The following is a 17,995-nucleotide window of genomic DNA, read 5'->3' on the forward strand; positions in this document are numbered from 1 at the left end:
ATTAACGACCAGAGATCGGCGGTACGAATACGACGCCCATATCCCACGGCTGTTCAATCCAGGTATCCTGCGGGATATCAACAACATAATCATCAACCAGCGGACGACCTGCCGGTTTTGCAAAGATAGTAATGAAATGAGCTTTTGGATACATTTCGCGGATGGCTACCGCCGTACCGCCGGTATCAACCAGGTCATCAATAACGATAAAGCCTTCGCCATCACCTTCTGCACGCTTCAGGACTTTCAGTTCGCGCTGGTTGTCGTGATCGTAGCTGGAAATGCACACGGTATCTACATGACGAATACCCAGTTCACGTGCCAGCAGTGCGCCCGGGACCAGTCCCCCACGACTCACGGCAATGATGCCTTTCCATTGTTCTGAAGGCATCAGGCGGGCGGCCAGTTTGCGTGCGTGAATCTGCAACATGTCCCAGGTGACGACGTATTTTTCGCTCATGTGAAGTATCCCAGCCTGTATTTACGGCTTAAAAAATGTTCGAGGGGGAAATAGGTTGCGCGAGATTATAGAGATCTGAAACGCTAAAAACCAGTGTTAAGCGGCATCCGGGGGTGTTTTTGCGTGCTTAATACTATGCGTTGCCAGATAAAGTGGTATTCTCAGACTCATCCCGCAAGCCTGACTTGTCGTGTGATTTTTTTGCTAACCCTTGACCTGCAAGCCTCTTTGCAGAAAGTCGAAAGGAGATTTATCGTGTCTGAACTGTCCCAACTATCTCCGCAGCCGCTGTGGGATATTTTTGCCAAAATTTGCTCCATTCCGCACCCTTCCCACCATGAAGAAGAACTCGCGCAGCACATCATGGGCTGGGCAAAAGAGAAAGGTCTGTTTGTCGATCGTGACGCCGTGGGCAATATTCTGATCCGTAAAGCCGCTACGGCGGGGATGGAAAATCGTAAGCCAGTGGTTTTGCAGGCGCATCTGGATATGGTGCCGCAGAAAAACAACGATACGGTTCACGATTTCACTAAAGATCCGATCCAGCCTTATATCGACGGTGAGTGGGTTAAAGCACGCGGCACTACGCTGGGTGCGGATAACGGCATCGGTATGGCTTCCGCGCTGGCGGTACTGGCTGATGAGAGCGTCGAGCATGGCCCGCTGGAAGTGCTGCTGACCATGACCGAAGAAACCGGTATGGACGGCGCGTTTGGTCTTCAGGCCAACTGGCTCCAGGCAGACATTTTGATCAACACCGACTCGGAAGAAGAAGGTGAAATTTACATGGGCTGCGCGGGCGGGATCGATTTCTCCTCGAATCTGACGCTGACCCGCGAAGCGATCCCGGCGGGCTTCCAGAGCTTTAAGCTGACGCTGAAAGGGCTGAAAGGCGGTCACTCCGGTGGCGATATCCATTTAGGTCTGGGCAACGCGAACAAACTGCTGGCGCGTTTCCTGGCAGGCCACGCGCAGGAACTGGATCTGCGTCTGGTGGATTTCAATGGCGGCACCCTGCGCAACGCTATCCCGCGTGAAGCCTTCGCGACCGTCGCCGTGGCGGCAGATAAAGCGGAACAGCTTAAATCACTGGTCGGTACGTATCTGGATATCCTCAAAAACGAACTGTCGATTAAAGAAAAAAATCTGACCGTGGTACTGGAAACCGTCACTACCGATAAAGCCGCGCTGAATGCGCAGTCGCGTGACAGCTTCATCCAGTTGCTGAACGCCACGCCAAACGGCGTGATCCGCAACTCTGACGTGGCCAAAGGCGTGGTTGAAACCTCTCTCAACGTTGGCGTTGTCACGATGACCGACGACAACGTTGAAATTCACTGCCTGATCCGCTCGCTGATCGACAGCGGTAAAGATTATGTGGTGAGTATGCTGGAGTCGCTGGGCAAACTGGCTGGTGCAAGAACCCAGCCGAAAGGCGGCTACCCAGGCTGGCAGCCGGATGCCAGCTCGCCGGTGATGCAACTGGTGCGCGAAACTTATCAGCGTCTGTTTGATAAGACGCCGAATATCCAGGTGATCCACGCCGGTCTGGAATGCGGTCTGTTCAAAAAACCGTACCCGGATATGGACATGGTTTCCATCGGGCCAACCATTACCGGTCCACACTCCCCGGATGAGCAGGTGCATATTGAAAGCGTCGGACAATACTGGCAGCTTCTGACTGAACTGCTGAAGGCGATTCCGGCGAAATAATCGTGATGATGTCCACGCCTGCGGGCGTGGGCTTTTCAGGGATGAATAATGCTGTTCAAAAAACGCCGCGTTGATGCAATCTGAATGATTGTGAGCAGAATAAAAAATCAGGCGATGCCAGACGTATACAGCGCAAAGACGATTAATATGCAGAGAGCCTGCCCTATAACCCCAGCAAAAGCTGCCTTTCCAGTTGCGGATCGAGCAGAGTAACGTGCAGCCCCACCAGCCGCACGCCGCGCCCGCCACGGCGTTCATCCCAGGTTTTACGCGCGGTAGCGATGAGGTCATCTTTATTCAGACGCGGCCAGACGTGTTCCTGCGTGGTCTGCTGAAAATCGTTGAATTTCAGTTTGACGCCCTGACGGGCAATCAATAAATCAGGTTTAACTTTAGCAAGACGGCTTTCCAGTTCTGGATAAAGACGCTCGATAATCGCCTCGCATTCCGGCCATTCATGGATATCTTCCGCCAGCGTGCGCTCCACGCCCACCGATTTACGCAACCGCTCGTTATTCACCGCTCGCTCATCAATGCCCTGACTGCGCTCCCAGAGAACGCGGCCAAATTTACCGAAGCGCTTAAGTAAAAGGGCCAGATCGCTATTTTGCACATCTTCACAGGTTCGCAGCCCCATATTTTCCAGCTTTGCCGCCGAGACTTTCCCCACGCCGGGAATTTTGCTTAGCGGCAGCGTTTTGAGAAATTGCGGCACGTCATCCGGGGTAATGACATATTGCCCGTTGGGCTTATTCAGATCGGAAGCGATTTTGGCGAGAAATTTAATCGGCGCAATGCCCGCCGAAGCGGTGAGATCCAGTTCATCGTGTATGGTTTTGCGGATTTGCTGCGCCATCAGGGTCGCGGAGCCGTGGCAGTGCAGGCTGTCTGTAACGTCTAAATAGGCTTCGTCCAGCGAGAGTGGCTCAATCAGTGAGGTATAGCGGGAGAAGATGTCGCGGATGTGATCGGACGCTTCCCGGTAAGCCTCAAAGCGCCCCGGAAGAAGCGTCAGATGCGGGCACAGTTTTAGCGCCATTGCGGTAGACATCGCGCTGCGCACGCCGAATTTGCGGGCCGGATAGTTTGCCGTGCTGATGACCCCGCGCCGCTCCCGACTGCCGCCAATGGCAATCGGGATATCGCGCAGGGCCGGGTTGTCGCGCATTTCTACCGCCGCGAAAAAGCAGTCCATATCGACATGTATGATTTTGCGCATTTCCCGCCCCTCCTCACTGGATAAGTATACAGTGAGTTACAGCGAATTGAGAAGTCGGTTTATCACAGTGTGATTCAGCGCGCTGATGTTTCACCTGAAAGCTCGTAAAAAGACAAACGCCAGCAACAAATTTGTAAACGGCGCATGTCGCGCTTGCGAAAAATTACCGTGGTGCTAATGTGAGCGCTCCCGAATTAGATAAGTCTGATATTTTGGGTCTCTTTTGCCGTTCTGGCAGTGTGGTAACGTTTTATCAAGGAACAAGCAGTATGCGCATAATCGCATTTTTTCTTGCGATGCTTCTGATGCCGTGCGTCTCTTTTGCCGGGCTTACCGGTTCTGCAACGCCGGTGAATAAAGAGTATAAGCAGCAGTTGATGGGGTCGCCGGTCTACATTCAGATCTTTAAAGAAGAGCGCGCGCTCGATCTTTACGTCAAGATGGGCGAGAAATATCAGTTACTTGATAGCTACCGCATTTGCAAATATTCCGGTGGGCTGGGACCCAAGCAGCGCCAGGGCGATTTTAAAAGCCCGGAAGGGTTTTACTCGGTTCAGCGTAGCCAGTTAAAGCCGGACAGCCGCTTCTATAAGGCCATTAACATCGGTTTCCCGAATGCCTATGACCGTGCTCACGGCTATGAAGGCAAATACCTGATGATCCACGGTGACTGCGTATCCATTGGCTGCTATGCCATGACGAACAGCGGCATTGATGAAATCTTCCAGTTCGTTACCGGTGCGCTGGTGTTTGGTCAGCCGGTGGTGCAGATCAGCATCTATCCGTTCCGTATGACCGATGCCAATATGCAGCGCCACAAGTATTCAACGTATATCGATTTCTGGAATCAGCTCAAACCCGGATACGATTACTTTGCACAAACCCAGCAGCCACCGATGGTGTCTGTGGTGGCTGGTCGTTACGTCGTCAGCAAACCGCTAAGCCACGAAATCGTCCATCCGCAACTGGCGTCAAACTACACGCTCTCCGAGGCAAAATAATGCCCACTCGCCTGGCATAATTTTTTGCCAGGTTTCGTTGCCGGTCAGCGGCTGCGTCGCAATCACGGAAACCACATCATTCGGTGTGGTTTCCCGCTGAAAATCAATTTCCATATCCTGATCGATAAGCGTCGCCAGCCCAAACGGCGCGCGACGGGTGATCCAGTACAGATTGGTCGAGCAGAACGCCATCACGTAGCGCCCGTCCGACAGCAGCATATTGAACACTCCTTTCTGACGCATTTCACCGGCAAGCGTGGCGATATATTTAAATACCGCCAGCATATTGCCCGGCGTGCGCGGGTAGCGCTGCGTCAGCTTGTGGAGCAGCCAGCAAAAGGCTTTTTCACTGTCGGTGTCGCCAACCGGGCGGAACATGCCGGTCTCCAGCGATTTATAACCGTTCATCTGCCCGTTATGCGCGTAGGTCCAGTTACGTCCCCACAGCTCACGGGTGAAGGGATGGGTGTTTTCCAGCGCCACCTCACCCCGGTTAGCCTGGCGAATATGGGCGACGACCGAGCAGGATTTGATCGGGTAATCCTGCACCAGTTTAGCGATGGGCGAGTTAAAGCTCGGCTGCGGATCTTTGAACGTGCGACACCCTTTTCCCTCGTAGAAGGTAATACCCCAGCCGTCTTTATGCGGCCCGGTTCCTCCTCCCCGCTGTACAAGCCCGGAAAAACTAAAGCAGATATCAGTTGGCACATTCGCGCTCATCCCGAGCAGTTCGCACATAAGATCACCTCATACAACAGAGCGGGTCGCCCCGCAAAATCAGGCTTTAACCATTTCTTTTTCGATCAGCTGGATCAGGATGTGGATCACTTTGATATGAATTTCCTGAATGCGATCGGCATAACCAAAATGCGGTACGCGAATTTCAATATCCGCCGTTCCTGCCATTTTACCGCCGTCTTTCCCGGTCAGGGTAATGACTTTCATGCCTTTCTCACGCGCCGCGTCGATGGCTTTGATGACGTTGCCAGAGTTACCTGATGTCGAAATACCCAGCAGGACGTCGCCTTCGCGACCGACTGCTTCAACGTAGCGGGAGAAAATATAATCGTAGCCAAAATCGTTGCTGACGCAGGAAATATGGCTGACGTCGGAAATGGCAATCGCCGGATAGCCCGGACGATTCTCACGATACCGCCCCGTCAGCTCTTCTGCAAAGTGCATTGCATCGCAATGAGAACCGCCGTTGCCGCAGGAAAGCACTTTACCGCCTGCCTTAAAGCTGTCCGCCAGTAGCACGGCCGCACGCTGGATAGCATGAATATTGGCTTCATCTTTCAGAAAGTTAGCCAGCGTTTCCGCCGCTTCGTTCAGTTCATTACGAATCAGATCCTGGTACATGAGGATATCCTTCAGATTTTATGAAAATAACAAGTTGCAGTGTACCCAATCGCACCTGAAGCGGGAAGCAGAAGCCAGGACGATCAACGTCTGTTTTGATTTTGCGTGCGCTGAAAAACGGCAACAATGTGAGCGAGGTTGTAATTATATTGTAAATACATTGATAAAAAAAATAACATCCGCTACAACCATATCATCACAAGTGGTCAGACCTCCTACAAGCTACGGAGCTTTTTTCTATGATGATTTTGAGTATTGTTGCAACGGTTGTGCTGATCGGCGTGCTGTTCTATCACCGGGTCAGCCTGGTACTAAGTAGTCTGATTGTGCTCGCATGGACAGCGGCGCTGGGTGCCGCTGGCATCTGGTCGCTGTGGATGCTGCTGCCGGTCGCGCTGGTGCTTATTCCGCTTAACCTGACGCCGATGCGTAAATCAATGATTTCTGTTCCGGCTTTCCGTAACTTCCGTAAAGTAATGCCGCCGATGTCACGTACCGAAAAAGAGGCCATTGACGCCGGTACGACCTGGTGGGAAGGCGATTTGTTTCGCGGCATTCCTGACTGGAAAAAACTGCATAGCTATCCGCAGCCGCATCTGACCGCTGAAGAGCAGGCGTTTCTTGATGGCCCGACGGAAGAAGCCTGCCGGATGGCGAATGATTTTGAGATCACTCATGAAATGGCTGACTTGCCGCCGGAGCTGTGGGCATTTCTCAAAGAGCACCGCTTCTTTGCGATGATTATTAAGAAAGAGTACGGCGGACTGGAATTTTCGGCTTATGCCCAGTCCCGCGTTCTGCAAAAGCTTTCCGGCGTTTCAGGGATTCTGGCGATCACCGTCGGCGTTCCCAACTCTTTAGGACCGGGTGAACTGCTCCAGCATTACGGTACTGAAGAGCAGAAAAATCATTACCTGCCCCGTCTGGCACGCGGTCTGGAAATCCCCTGCTTTGCGCTGACCAGCCCGGAAGCGGGTTCCGACGCGGGCGCGATCCCTGATACTGGCGTCGTCTGCATGGGTGAATGGCAGGGCGAGCAGGTGCTGGGTATGCGCCTGACCTGGAATAAACGCTACATCACGCTGGCCCCGATTGCGACGGTGCTGGGACTTGCCTTTAAACTCTCTGACCCGGATAAACTGCTGGGCGGCGAAGAAGAACTGGGCATTACCTGTGCGCTGATCCCCACCAATACGCCGGGCGTCGAAATCGGGCGTCGTCATTTCCCGCTCAACGTCCCGTTCCAGAACGGCCCTACGCGCGGTCAGGATATTTTTGTCCCCATTGATTACATTATTGGTGGACCCAAAATGGCTGGTCAGGGCTGGCGGATGCTGGTGGAGTGTCTGTCGGTGGGCCGTGGGATCACCCTCCCCTCCAACTCGACGGGCGGCCTGAAATCCGCAGCGATGGCTACCGGCGCTTATGCACATATTCGCCGCCAGTTCAAAGTTTCTATCGGTAAGATGGAAGGGATCGAAGAGCCGCTGGCACGTATCGCCGGTAATGCTTACGTGATGGATGCGGCCGCGTCGCTGATTACCTATGGGATTATGCTCGGTGAGAAACCTGCCGTCCTGTCGGCGATTGTGAAGTATCACTGTACCCACCGTGGGCAGCGCGCCATTGTCGATGCCATGGATATTACCGGCGGTAAAGGCATTATGCTGGGCGAAGGTAACTTCCTTGCCCGCGCTTATCAGGGCGCACCGATTGCGATTACCGTCGAAGGTGCGAATATCCTGACCCGCAGCATGATGATCTTCGGCCAGGGAGCCATCCGTTGCCATCCGTACGTTCTGGATGAGATGGCCGCCGCGCAGAATAATGACGTTAACGCTTTTGACAGCCTGCTGTTTAAGCACATCGGCCATGTCGGCACCAATATGGTACGCAGCTTCTGGCTGGGCCTGACGCGCGGTTTGACCAGCACTTCGCCGGCTCAGGATGCGACTAAACGTTATTACCAGCACCTGAACCGCCTGAGCGCTAACCTTGCGCTGCTGTCTGATGTCTCAATGGCGGTGCTGGGTGGTAGCCTGAAACGTCGCGAGCGTATCTCCGCGCGCCTGGGTGATGTACTCAGCCAGCTGTATCTCGCGTCTGCGGTGCTTAAGCGCTATGACGACGAAGGCCGTCACGAAGCAGACCTGCCACTGGTTCACTGGGGCGTACAGGACGCGCTGAATCAGGCCGAGATCGCGATGGGCGAACTGCTGCGCAATTTCCCTCATCGCGCGGTAGCCGGGCTGCTGACTGCGGTCATTTTCCCGACCGGACGCCATTACGATGCGCCATCCGATAAGCTCGATCATAAAGTCGCGAAGATCCTGCAAACGCCGTGCGCCACCCGTTCGCGCATTGGTCGCGGGCAGTATCTGACGCCGGACGAGCATAACCCGGTGGGACTGCTGGAAGAAGCGCTGCGCGATGTTATGGCGGCCGATCCTATCCACCAGCGCATCTGTAAAGAGCTGGGTAAAAATCTGCCGTTTACCCGTCTGGATGAACTGGCGCGCAATGCGCTGGCGAAAGGGCTTATCGATCAGGACGAAGCGGCGCTGCTGGTGAAGGCTGAAGAGAGCCGTCTGCGCAGCATTAACGTTGACGATTTCGAGCCAGACGCGCTGGCAACTAAACCGGTAAAAAAGCAGCCGGAGAAAGTGCGCAAGCCTGAAGCGGCGTAATAAAATCCTCTTTAACCAGCCCCGCTTCCGGCGGGGTTTTTTATTTTTTGTGCCATGCTAGAGTGTCAGAATGCTGTAGAACGAGGAGTCCCGATCGTGCCTGGTCTGAAAATCACCCTTTTGCAACAACCGCTGGTCTGGATGGATGGCCCTGCCAACCTGCGGCATTTTGATCGTCAACTGGAAGGTATCACCGGGCGCGATATTATCGTGCTGCCGGAGATGTTTACTACCGGCTTTGCAATGGAAGCCGCGCAGAAATCGCTTACCCAGGATGAGGTGGTGAACTGGATGCATAGCAAAGCGCAGCAGACTAATGCGCTCATTGCCGCCAGCGCCGCACTACAGAGTGAACGCGGTCCGGTGAATCGTTTTTTGCTGGTCGAGCCGGAAGGTAAAATCCACTACTACGACAAACGGCACCTGTTCCGTATGGCGGATGAGCACCAGCATTACCAGGCGGGCGAACATCGCGTGGTGGTTGAGTGGCGCGGCTGGCGTATTTTACCGCTGGTGTGTTACGACCTGCGCTTCCCGGTGTGGTCACGCAACCGCAATGATTACGATCTGGCGCTGTACGTTGCTAACTGGCCCGCGCCGCGCTCGCTACACTGGCAGTCGCTGCTGGTGGCCCGCGCCATTGAAAATCAGGTATGGGTCGCGGGCTGCAACCGGGTTGGCACAGACGGTAACGGGCATCATTATCGCGGTGACAGCCGGATTATTACCCCACAGGGAGAGATCCTCGCTACGGCCGAACCGCATCAGGCGACGCGGATTGACGCCGATCTCTCTCTTGCCGCGCTGCGCGAGTACCGGGAAAAATTTCCAGCGTGGCAGGATGCCGATCCTTTCACGCTGGGGTAATCAGCCTTCGTAAACGTCCCACGCGGCCTGCATTCCCGCGCCCTGCGTTGTACGGAAGCCCAGGCGATTAAGCACGGCTTCCAGCGCAGCCAGGGTTTGCAGGACACAGTCCTTACGCGCATTATAGCCCATAGTACCAATGCGCCAGATTTTGCCCTGAAGCGGACCAAATGAAGTGCCGATTTCAATATGAAAATCGTCAAGCAGGCGCTGACGCACTTCTTCACCGTGAACGGCTGCGGGGATCACCACACCCAGAACATTATTCATTTTATGAGTGATATCCCCGAACACCTCCAGCCCCATTCCCTGAATCCCCGCCAGCATCGCGCGACCATTGAGTTCATGGCGGGCGATAAGCGCTTCCATCCCCTCCTCCAGCATAATGCGCGCGCATTCGCGGGCGGCAAACAGCATACTGGTCGCTTCCGTATGATGGTTAAGGCGTTCTGGTCCCCAGTAATCCATGATCATGCCGAGATCGAAATAGTTGGAGTAGATCATTTCATCTGCGCCATCCTGATGGCTGCTGGTACGGATCCCCTGCTCCACGCATTTACGCGCACGGATCGTCTCTTCCATTTGCGCGCTTAGCGTAACGGGCGCACTCCCTGACGGGCCGCCAAGGCACTTTTGCAGCCCGGCTGAGACGGCATCAAGCCCCCAGGCATCGGTTTCCAGAATGTTACCACCCAGCGATGCTGTAGCGTCGGTATAAAATAAGACGTTATGACGACGACAGATTTCCCCCAGCTCATCAAGCGGTTGCAGCATGGTGGTTGAGGTATCGCCCTGCACGGTGAGGAGCAGGCGCGGCTTAATGCGCTTAATCGCATCCTCAATCTGATCTGGCGTAAACACCTCGCCCCACGGCACTTCGAGCATATGCACATCAGCGCGGCAACGGCGGGCAATTTCGCACAGCAGGTGCCCAAAGCGACCAAAGACCGGCACCAGCACTTTATCTCCCGGCCGGATCGCTGATACCAGGATCGCCTCAATGCCTGCCCGCGATGTGCCGTCAATTAACATGGTCCAGCGGTTATCGGTGCGAAAAACCTGGCGGTACAGGGCCATAACTTCATTCATATAACCGGTCATGACCGGATCGTACTGACCCAGCAGCTGGCTTGCCATCGCACGCAGCACGCGCGGATCGGCATTGACTGGCCCCGGCCCCATCAGCAGGCGGTGCGGCGGATTAATTTGCGGGTAATGCTGGCTGTTGAACATAGCGCATCCTTCGGTATGTAAGCGGATGTGAAAGAACAGGCTGACATAGTGAAACATTTAGCGCCAGTGAACAACCTTGAGGCGGGAGAGAATGAGGCGACAAATGACAAAGGCCCGAACCATTTCTGATTCGGGCCTTCTGAATAGTGGCGGAACGGACGGGACTCGAACCCGCGACCCCCTGCGTGACAGGCAGGTATTCTAACCGACTGAACTACCGCTCCGCTGTGTTCCCGCTGGGGGAACGCTGCGAATAGTACGGTTTGCCTTACGCATCGTCAACGTTTTTTCTCGCGTTTTGAATCGTTTGCTGCAAAAATCGCCCGGGCGATGCTTTTATCAGCGAGAAGGGTTCTCTCAGGCGCGCCAGAGGCAGCTACCGCCTTTTTTCTGTACCAGATCCAGGCGCGACTCGTGCGCCATCATTTCTTCATCGCTGGCTGCAATCACCCGTAATTTGCTCGCCGCGCGCACGACACGCTTAATCCCGGTATCCATTTGCTGTTGCTGATTCTCGCCTTCCATTGAGAAAGCAATGGACGTCTGCCCGCCGGTCATCGCCAGATAAACGTCGGCAAGGATTTGGGCATCGAGTAACGCCCCGTGGAGCGTTCGCTTGCTGTTGTCTATTTCATAGCGGGAGCACAGCGCATCAAGGCTATTACGCTTGCCAGGAAACATTCTTCTTGCCAGCGCCAGGCTATCCGTCACTTTGCAGAAGGTGTCAGTTTTGGGGATACCCCGGTTCAGCTTGCTGAATTCATAATCCATAAAGCCGATATCGAACGATGCGTTATGGATGACCAGTTCCGCGCCCCGGATGTAGTCGAGAAACTCATCGACAACGTCGCCAAACACCGGTTTATCGAGCAGAAATTCATCAGCAATGCCGTGAACGCCAAAAGCTTCCGGGTCTATTAATCGGTCTGGTTTCAGGTAGACATGGAAATTATTACCGGTCAGACGGCGGTTGATAACTTCGACGGCGCCGATTTCGATGATCTTATGGCCTTCATAGTGAACGCCAAGCTGGTTCATACCGGTAGTTTCGGTATCAAGGACGATCTGTCGTGTAATAGCAGTGCTCATATCGTTCATTTGTGTCAGACTTGTCGTTTTTAATCACAGGAAGTCTACCAGAGATGCTCAAAAAGGTAGAAGTTTTCACCGATGGATCATGCCTCGGTAATCCAGGACCGGGCGGCTACGGCGCTATTCTACGCTATCAGCAGCGCGAAAAAACCTTTAGCGAAGGTTATCGTCTGACAACGAATAACCGCATGGAGCTGATGGCGGCGATTGTCGCGCTGGAGGCGTTGAAGGAACATTGCGAAGTGATTCTGAGCACCGACAGCCAGTACGTGCGTCAGGGGATCACCCAGTGGATCCACAACTGGAAAAAACGCGGCTGGAAAACGGCGGATAAAAAACCGGTGAAGAATGTCGATCTCTGGAAGCGGCTGGATGCAGCGCTCGGCCAGCATCAAATCCGCTGGGAATGGGTGAAAGGACACGCGGGTCATCCTGAAAACGAACGCTGTGACGAGCTGGCGCGAACCGCTGCATCTCACCCTACCCAGGAAGATACTGGCTATCAGCCGGAAGCTTAATTAAGGCTTACGATATTGCCTTGTCGCCCCTACTGCCTGCCTTATTTGCCGCTTAGCCCTGCTCTGTTTCATCGGATTTAGGGTAAGCGGTATTGTCCGCTTGCGTGCCACTATCACCTGTAAACACCCCAGCGCGGGAAGATGAGTGCTGAGCAATTTACCGCCCTGCCGCGTCCACGGCAGCACCTGACAACGGCTATAATGCATGACTTCAAAGTTGAGTAAAGTCAGCCAGTCTATCTGACGCATCAGGGTGAACATGCGGCTGTTTGACGGCGGCGTTTTACGCAGGAAAGGGACCAGCTTGCGTAATCCCATCAGGCTGAGCGGGTTAAAACTGGTGATGACAAGCCAGCCATCGTCAATCAATACCCGATCGGCCTCACGCAATAAACGATGCGGATCGCTGCACCAGGGCAGCGTATGCGCCAGCAGACAGGCATCCACCGATTTTTCAGCAAACGGTAACCAAAGCGGATCGGCTTTAACTTGGGCAGACTGTCCGCTTAATGATACGTTTACCTGATGAGAGATAGCACAGGATTCAGTGTTGATTTCTGCGCTGAGATTACCGATTTTAAGCAGATGAAAACCATACATTTTCGCCAGCCAGGGTTTAAGCTGATGTTCAAGCGCTGCACGATAATAGTCTCCCCTGGGCAGTTCACTCCAGCGATTGGGGGACGGCACTGTCTGGGAAATCCTTGCCGGTTTCATCACACTCTTCCGCTTCGCTTTATGAGGTCATTATGAATCTTACCAGTATTCCCGCTTTTCAGGACAACTACATCTGGATATTAAACGATCGGGAAGGTCGCTGTATCATCGTCGATCCCGGCGAAGCGCGTCCGGTACTTAATGCAGTAGTGAAAAATAAGTGGCAGCCAGCGGCTATATTTCTGACGCATCACCATCATGATCATGTGGGTGGCGTGAAGGAGATCGTGAAGCAATATCCGGATATTGTGGTTTATGGGCCGCAGGAGACACAAAGTAAAGGTGCCAAACACATTGTTAGCGAAGGCGATAACATTGCTGTTTTGGGCTGCGAATTTAGGATTTTTGCTACGCCGGGCCATACTCTGGGCCACGTTTGCTTTTACAGTTCGCCGTGGCTTTTTTGTGGTGACACCCTGTTTTCAGGCGGTTGTGGTCGTCTTTTTGAAGGTACCCCGAAGCAGATGTATCAATCTTTTCAAAAGATTAACGCGCTACCCGATGAAACGGTTATTTGTTGTGCGCATGAGTACACTTTATCCAATATGGCGTTCGCCAAAAGCATCCTTCCGCACGATTCGTTCATAAATGATTATTACCTTAAAGTTAAGGAGTTACGGGCAAGAAAACAGATCACACTACCCGTAATTCTGAAAGATGAGCGGCATATAAATTTATTTTTACGAACTGATGACATTGATTTAATTAAAGTAATTTCTCAAGAAACAAATTTGCAACACCCAGAGCAGCGTTTTGCCTGGTTAAGGGCAAAGAAAGATAATTTCTGACATTCTTACTTGTGTTTTGCAAACCTTGCCTTTATGATCGGTCGTCTTTTAAGCAACTATTGACACACACATGAAGGCAAAAGCGATATTACTCGCCTCTGTCCTGCTTGTGGGTTGCCAGTCGTCACAGCACGATGGCAACGTTCCACAGCACGCTCAGAGCCTTTCTGCGGCTAGTCAAGGGGAAGCAGGTAAGTTTACCAGTCAAGCGCGATGGATGGACGATGGAACATTCACAGCGCAGGATCAGGACTTGTGGGCTTTTATCGGCGACGAGCTAAAGATGGGGATCCCGGAAAACAGCCGGATTCGCGATCAGAAACAGAAGTATTTACAAAACAAGAGCTATCTCCACGATGTAACTTTACGGGCAGAGCCGTATATGTACTGGATAGCCGGGCAAGTTAAGAAACGTAACATGCCGATGGAGCTAGTATTACTACCCATAGTGGAGAGCGCTTTTAACCCGCACGCAACGTCTGGTGCCAATGCCGCTGGCATTTGGCAAATCATACCGAGCACCGGGCGCAATTATGGTTTGAAGCAGACTCGCAATTACGATGCGCGTCGTGATGTGGTGGCCTCAACAACGGCCGCGCTCGACATGATGCAGCGTCTTAACCGCATGTTTGACGGCGACTGGTTATTAACCGTCGCGGCTTACAATAGCGGTGAGGGGCGAGTGATGAAGGCAATCAAAGCGAATAAAGCACGTGGGTTACCCACGGACTTTTGGTCGCTCTCATTGCCACAGGAAACGAAAATTTACGTGCCCAAGATGCTGGCGTTGAGCGATATTCTCAAAAACAGCAAACGGTATGGCGTTCTTCTGCCTAATGCAGATGAAAGTCGTGCTCTGGCACGCGTTCGTTTAAACAGCCCGGTAGAAATGAAGCAGTTGGCTGATATGGCGGGTATTTCCGTCAGCAAGCTGAAGACCTTTAATGCAGGCGTTAAGGGATCTACGCTGGGTGCCAGCGGTCCGCAATACGTTATGGTGCCACAGAAGCACGCCGGTCAACTGCGTGAATCTTTAGCTTCCGGCGAAATTGCTGCCGTGCAGCCCGGTTTGCTGGCTGACAATGCGCCGCTGACCAGCCGCAGTTATACAGTGCGTTCTGGTGATACGCTGTCTGGCATAGCATCACGGCTGGGCGTAACGGCAAAAGATTTGCAGCAGTGGAACAACCTGCGCGGTGCGGGTCTGAAAATCGGACAGAGTCTGACGGTGGGTGCAGGTAGTAGCGCACAGCGTCTGGCCAATAACGATGACAGTATTACCTACCGCGTGCGTAAAGGTGATTCTCTGGCAAGCATCGCCAAACGTCACGGCGTTAACATCAAAGATGTTATGCGCTGGAATAGCGATACGGATAACCTGCAACCCGGCGATCGGCTTACGCTGTTTGTTAAAAACAGCTTAACGCCAGATTCCTGATAACAGGCAGGTAAAAAAAGGCACCGCTTCCCCCGGTGCCTTTTTTATTTATGCCATTTTATGGGCTTCCAGCATAATGATGTCACTGGTAAAAGAGCCGTCTTCCTGTAATTCAAAGTAGTTTTTCACTTCCTGTGACGCACTCTCCTGATAAAGACGAATCGCTTTACGCAGCGGCTCTGGCGTGCGCATACGGGCGATCCACGAATCGAATTCCAGTACCAGACGATCGGTCGTTAACCCGTTGGTAATAAATCCCGCCTCATTCACCAGCGCCAGCCATTCTCCGCCGGCGTAATTTCTGACATGCGAAGTATCACGGAGCGCTTCTACCGTCTGCAACCAGATATCGCGTATCGGATGCCCTGGAGACATAACATCCATCATAATCAGTATGCAGCCCGGTTTTAAAACGCGCTTCGCCTCGCGCAACGCCTGACCGACATCATGCCAGTGATGCGCCGAATAACGGCTGATAACCACGTCAAAGCTTTCATCAGTAAAGGGCAACTGCTCTACATAACCTTGCTGCGTGGTGATGTTATGCAGCCCTCTTTCCTGGGCTGCTTTTGCTACCACGTCCAGCATCTGGTTTGATAAATCGTAGGCAGTGACCTGGGCAACCTGACCCGCGATTGCAAAGCTGGCATGCCCTGCCCCGCAGCCGAGATCCAACACCCTCGCATAAGACAGCGCTGCAAGTCGCTCTTTCAGGTGTTGCAGATCGCGACCAACGGCATGTACGGCGCTGGTTAAATAGGCACTGGCCTGCGAGCTGAATTGTTTATCAATACTGTCGTGATGGGTGCGTGTTATCATGATGATGTCCTTTGCGAGTGAGAAATAAAGGGCAGCACCATTGCAGGCCTGCCCCAGGGCAGACCTGACATCCTTTATTTATCAGGTTTGCCGGGAGTAAATTCAACGAGTAGCGGATTATGATCCGAAGCGCGAGTGACGAGGACGGAGGCCTCCTCTACGTTTAAGCCCCGATAAAAAACGAAATCCAGAGGACGACCAAAGGCACGGCGACGCTGATCGTCGGTAAAACGAACCTGGCGGAGTGACATTTCACGTGAAAAACGGTAAAGCGCATTCATGCGCTGGCGGCTCCAGGCATTAAAGTCTCCCGCCATAATTACCGGCCCACTGTGATGCGCAATTTGATCGCCGATAGGCAGCAACTGCTTACTGTAGACATCCACACCAAAGCTGAAGTTAACCGCGTGGACGTTTACGACCATCAGCAGACGTCCGTCCGGCAGCGGGTACACCGTTACCAGTGCTGATTTAGAAAGCCGCAGCAGCGGCTCACGCTCGCGTAAAGGACAACAATAGACCGGATGCGCGGCAGAGAGCGTCATAACGCCAGAGGGATGCTGGGGTAATACAAATGCAGGAACCTGATCGGCGGCCAGGTAATTAGATGTGGCGAATTTGATCAGTTCAGGCGTCGTTTGCGCTTCCTGAAGCAACACCAGATGAGCATCTTTGCCAAAATTTTGCAGAACGGACAGCCACTCCGCGCGTTGCTGTTTAAAGATGTTCCATACCAGAATTCGGATCTTTTCATCGCCGCTGAGCGGCGCGCCTGCTGGCAATGCCTGACCGATACCCGAAAAGGAACCCGGTGGCAAAATTCTCTCCGCTGGCTGCCCGGCGACATAACGCATTGCATAGGTATTCTTTCGCACTTTTGGCATGAAACCTCAATTACAGACCCGGTTCGGATAACGAACAAGTCTTACTGTTATAGGGCTTCCGGCGTATTCTTTCAACGCAATCTGCCAGAAAGAGTGATTAGTTTTGGTAAACAAAAGATTCCTGTCTTTACCCGCGTAATGATGATGGTGCGCAAAGGACGTTGATGTTTAAATAACAAATAAGATCATAATAACAGTATAGCTTTGCATCTGAGGCAAAAATGAAAGCAACATCTGATGAAATAGCGACTTTTGTAGCGGTCGTGGAGAGCGGCAGCTTTAGCCGCGCAGCTGAGCAGCTCTGCCTGGCTAATTCGGCTATTAGCCGCACGGTAAAGAAACTGGAAGCTAAATTAGGCGTCAGTCTGCTGAATCGTACTACCCGGCAACTTAGCCTCACGGAAGAAGGTGAGCGCTATTTCAGACGTGTTCAGGCTATTCTTCAGGAGATGGCCGCAGCGGAAAATGAGATTATCGAGACACGCCATTCTCCGCGTGGGCCGTTACGTATAGATGCGGCAACGCCTGTCCTTTTACATTATCTCATCCCGTTAATTAAGCCTTTTCGTGAGCGTTACCCGGAGATCACGCTTTCTTTAGTTTCTTCAGAAACGTTTATTAATTTAATCGAACGGAAAGTGGATGTTGCTATTCGCGCAGGTATCCTCATCGACTCCAGCCTGCGCGCCCGCCCTCTCTTTACCAGCTACCGGAAGATTATCGCGTCACCGGATTATATTGCCCGTCACGGTAAACCGGTGGAAGTGGGCGATCTTCGGCAGCATGTATGCCTCGGTTTTACCGAGCCGGGATCGCTGAATACCTGGCCTGTTTACTGCTGCGATGCGCAACTGTATGAGATTGAGATTGGACTTTCTTCTAATAGTGGGGAGACACTTAAGCAACTATGCCTGAGCGGTAATGGCATCGCCTGCCTGTCTGATTATATGGTTGACAGAGAAATTGAGCGGGGGGATCTGGTGGAATTACTGGCAGATAAGCGCGTGCCGGTTGAAATGCCGCTCAACGCTGTTTATTACAGTGACAGAGCAGTCAGCGCGCGGATCAGGGCGTTTATTGATTTTTTGAGTGAGCAATGCAGGGAATAAAAAAAAGCCCTGATTATAAATCAGGGCTCTTAATAAGTGGCGGAACGGACGGGACTCGAACCCGCGACCCCCTGCGTGACAGGCAGGTATT

The 17,995-nt window shown here is 52.9% G+C and carries 16 protein-coding genes, 1 tRNA gene and 1 pseudogene; 8 read left to right on the forward strand and 10 right to left on the reverse strand.

Features of this window, described 5'->3' with window-relative positions; all coding sequences use genetic code 11:
* Nucleotide 1: 1 nt before the first annotated feature.
* Complete coding sequence (gene gpt, locus RT197_RS11155) at nt 2-460, reverse strand: xanthine phosphoribosyltransferase (RefSeq protein WP_312950404.1); 459 nt, start codon at nt 458-460, stop codon at nt 2-4.
* A gap of 255 nt (nt 461-715) precedes the next feature.
* Here gpt and pepD point away from each other — a divergent pair, with 255 nt between their 5' ends.
* Nucleotides 716-2,173 carry a cytosol nonspecific dipeptidase gene (gene pepD, locus RT197_RS11160; protein ID WP_312950407.1) on the forward strand — a complete coding sequence of 486 codons (1,458 nt, stop codon included), beginning with the start codon at nt 716-718 and terminating at the stop codon, nt 2,171-2,173.
* A 163-nt stretch (nt 2,174-2,336) separates the two neighbouring features.
* Here pepD and dinB read toward each other — a convergent pair whose 3' ends face one another.
* Nucleotides 2,337-3,392, reverse strand: coding sequence for a DNA polymerase IV (gene dinB, locus RT197_RS11165; RefSeq protein WP_312950410.1), 1,056 nt, complete (start codon nt 3,390-3,392; stop codon nt 2,337-2,339).
* Nucleotides 3,393-3,661: 269 nt separating this feature from the next.
* On the opposite strand from dinB, the gene dpaA reads away from it, so the two are divergent.
* Complete coding sequence (gene dpaA, locus RT197_RS11170; protein WP_312950412.1) at nt 3,662-4,393, forward strand: peptidoglycan meso-diaminopimelic acid protein amidase; 732 nt, start codon at nt 3,662-3,664, stop codon at nt 4,391-4,393.
* Here the strand turns inward: dpaA and RT197_RS11175 are convergent.
* Together RT197_RS11175 and lpcA are read right to left on the reverse strand one after the other, a co-directional pair.
* The gene (locus RT197_RS11175) at nt 4,364-5,131 is read right to left on the reverse strand and encodes a class II glutamine amidotransferase (protein ID WP_312950415.1); all 768 of its coding nucleotides are present in this window, start codon (nt 5,129-5,131) and stop codon (nt 4,364-4,366) included. The genes dpaA and RT197_RS11175 overlap by 30 nt on opposite strands.
* A gap of 39 nt (nt 5,132-5,170) precedes the next feature.
* The gene (gene lpcA, locus RT197_RS11180) at nt 5,171-5,752 is read right to left on the reverse strand and encodes a D-sedoheptulose 7-phosphate isomerase (protein ID WP_312950418.1); all 582 of its coding nucleotides are present in this window, start codon (nt 5,750-5,752) and stop codon (nt 5,171-5,173) included.
* Nucleotides 5,753-5,991: 239 nt separating this feature from the next.
* On the opposite strand from lpcA, the gene fadE reads away from it, so the two are divergent.
* Entirely contained in the window at nt 5,992-8,439 is a 2,448-nt protein-coding gene (gene fadE / locus RT197_RS11185) for an acyl-CoA dehydrogenase FadE (RefSeq protein WP_312950421.1), read from the forward strand.
* A 96-nt stretch (nt 8,440-8,535) separates the two neighbouring features.
* Nucleotides 8,536-9,306 (forward strand): amidohydrolase, encoded by a 771-nt coding sequence (locus RT197_RS11190; protein ID WP_312950423.1) that lies wholly within the window; start codon nt 8,536-8,538, stop codon nt 9,304-9,306.
* Here the strand turns inward: RT197_RS11190 and RT197_RS11195 are convergent, their stop codons facing one another.
* The 3 genes from RT197_RS11195 to dnaQ form a co-directional block, all read right to left on the reverse strand.
* Nucleotides 9,307-10,539, reverse strand: coding sequence for an alanine--glyoxylate aminotransferase family protein (locus RT197_RS11195; protein ID WP_312950425.1), 1,233 nt, complete (start codon nt 10,537-10,539; stop codon nt 9,307-9,309).
* 147 nt (nt 10,540-10,686) lie between these two features.
* Nucleotides 10,687-10,763 (reverse strand) — tRNA-Asp (locus tag RT197_RS11200).
* 133 nt (nt 10,764-10,896) lie between these two features.
* Nucleotides 10,897-11,628 carry a DNA polymerase III subunit epsilon gene (gene dnaQ / locus RT197_RS11205; RefSeq protein ID WP_312950427.1) on the reverse strand — a complete coding sequence of 244 codons (732 nt, stop codon included), beginning with the start codon at nt 11,626-11,628 and terminating at the stop codon, nt 10,897-10,899.
* Between dnaQ and rnhA the strand changes: the two are divergent.
* Nucleotides 11,576-12,149 (forward strand): annotated as a pseudogene (gene rnhA, locus RT197_RS11210) (ribonuclease HI). The gene dnaQ and the pseudogene rnhA overlap by 53 nt on opposite strands.
* On the opposite strand, the gene RT197_RS11215 reads toward rnhA, so the two are convergent.
* Complete coding sequence (locus tag RT197_RS11215; protein WP_312950429.1) at nt 12,150-12,866, reverse strand: class I SAM-dependent methyltransferase; 717 nt, start codon at nt 12,864-12,866, stop codon at nt 12,150-12,152.
* 32 nt (nt 12,867-12,898) lie between these two features.
* Between RT197_RS11215 and gloB the strand changes: the two genes are divergently transcribed.
* The gene (gene gloB / locus RT197_RS11220) at nt 12,899-13,654 is read left to right on the forward strand and encodes a hydroxyacylglutathione hydrolase (protein ID WP_312950432.1); all 756 of its coding nucleotides are present in this window, start codon (nt 12,899-12,901) and stop codon (nt 13,652-13,654) included.
* Between the two features lie 70 nt (nt 13,655-13,724).
* Nucleotides 13,725-15,092 carry a murein transglycosylase D gene (gene mltD / locus RT197_RS11225; protein ID WP_312950434.1) on the forward strand — a complete coding sequence of 456 codons (1,368 nt, stop codon included), beginning with the start codon at nt 13,725-13,727 and terminating at the stop codon, nt 15,090-15,092.
* A gap of 48 nt (nt 15,093-15,140) precedes the next feature.
* Here the strand turns inward: mltD and RT197_RS11230 are convergent, their stop codons facing one another.
* Both RT197_RS11230 and RT197_RS11235 read right to left on the reverse strand, forming a co-directional pair.
* Nucleotides 15,141-15,911, reverse strand: coding sequence for a class I SAM-dependent methyltransferase (locus RT197_RS11230; protein WP_312950437.1), 771 nt, complete (start codon nt 15,909-15,911; stop codon nt 15,141-15,143).
* A 74-nt stretch (nt 15,912-15,985) separates the two neighbouring features.
* Nucleotides 15,986-16,786 (reverse strand): endonuclease/exonuclease/phosphatase family protein, encoded by an 801-nt coding sequence (locus tag RT197_RS11235; protein ID WP_312950476.1) that lies wholly within the window; start codon nt 16,784-16,786, stop codon nt 15,986-15,988.
* Nucleotides 16,787-17,016: 230 nt separating this feature from the next.
* Between RT197_RS11235 and yafC the strand changes: the two genes are divergently transcribed.
* Nucleotides 17,017-17,904 (forward strand): DNA-binding transcriptional regulator YafC, encoded by an 888-nt coding sequence (gene yafC / locus RT197_RS11240; RefSeq protein WP_312950439.1) that lies wholly within the window; start codon nt 17,017-17,019, stop codon nt 17,902-17,904.
* Nucleotides 17,905-17,995 lie beyond the last annotated feature (91 nt).

Origin of the sequence: Superficieibacter sp., from assembly GCF_032071645.1 — a bacterium.
GTDB lineage: Bacteria > Pseudomonadota > Gammaproteobacteria > Enterobacterales > Enterobacteriaceae > Superficieibacter.

Excerpts from the sequence above, each read along its gene's own strand:
- RT197_RS11195 (WP_312950425.1), bottom strand. The coding sequence starts at position 10,539 with ATGTTCAACAGCCAGCATTACCCGCAAATTAATCCGCCGCACCGCCTG.
- yafC (WP_312950439.1), top strand. The coding sequence starts at position 17,017 with ATGAAAGCAACATCTGATGAAATAGCGACTTTTGTAGCGGTCGTGGAG.
- RT197_RS11175 (WP_312950415.1), bottom strand. The coding sequence starts at position 5,131 with ATGTGCGAACTGCTCGGGATGAGCGCGAATGTGCCAACTGATATCTGC.
- mltD (WP_312950434.1), top strand. The coding sequence starts at position 13,725 with ATGAAGGCAAAAGCGATATTACTCGCCTCTGTCCTGCTTGTGGGTTGC.
- dinB (WP_312950410.1), bottom strand. The coding sequence starts at position 3,392 with ATGCGCAAAATCATACATGTCGATATGGACTGCTTTTTCGCGGCGGTA.
- gloB (WP_312950432.1), top strand. The coding sequence starts at position 12,899 with ATGAATCTTACCAGTATTCCCGCTTTTCAGGACAACTACATCTGGATA.
- RT197_RS11215 (WP_312950429.1), bottom strand. The coding sequence starts at position 12,866 with ATGAAACCGGCAAGGATTTCCCAGACAGTGCCGTCCCCCAATCGCTGG.
- lpcA (WP_312950418.1), bottom strand. The coding sequence starts at position 5,752 with ATGTACCAGGATCTGATTCGTAATGAACTGAACGAAGCGGCGGAAACG.
- dpaA (WP_312950412.1), top strand. The coding sequence starts at position 3,662 with ATGCGCATAATCGCATTTTTTCTTGCGATGCTTCTGATGCCGTGCGTC.
- gpt (WP_312950404.1), bottom strand. The coding sequence starts at position 460 with ATGAGCGAAAAATACGTCGTCACCTGGGACATGTTGCAGATTCACGCA.
- fadE (WP_312950421.1), top strand. The coding sequence starts at position 5,992 with ATGATGATTTTGAGTATTGTTGCAACGGTTGTGCTGATCGGCGTGCTG.
- RT197_RS11230 (WP_312950437.1), bottom strand. The coding sequence starts at position 15,911 with ATGATAACACGCACCCATCACGACAGTATTGATAAACAATTCAGCTCG.
- dnaQ (WP_312950427.1), bottom strand. The coding sequence starts at position 11,628 with ATGAGCACTGCTATTACACGACAGATCGTCCTTGATACCGAAACTACC.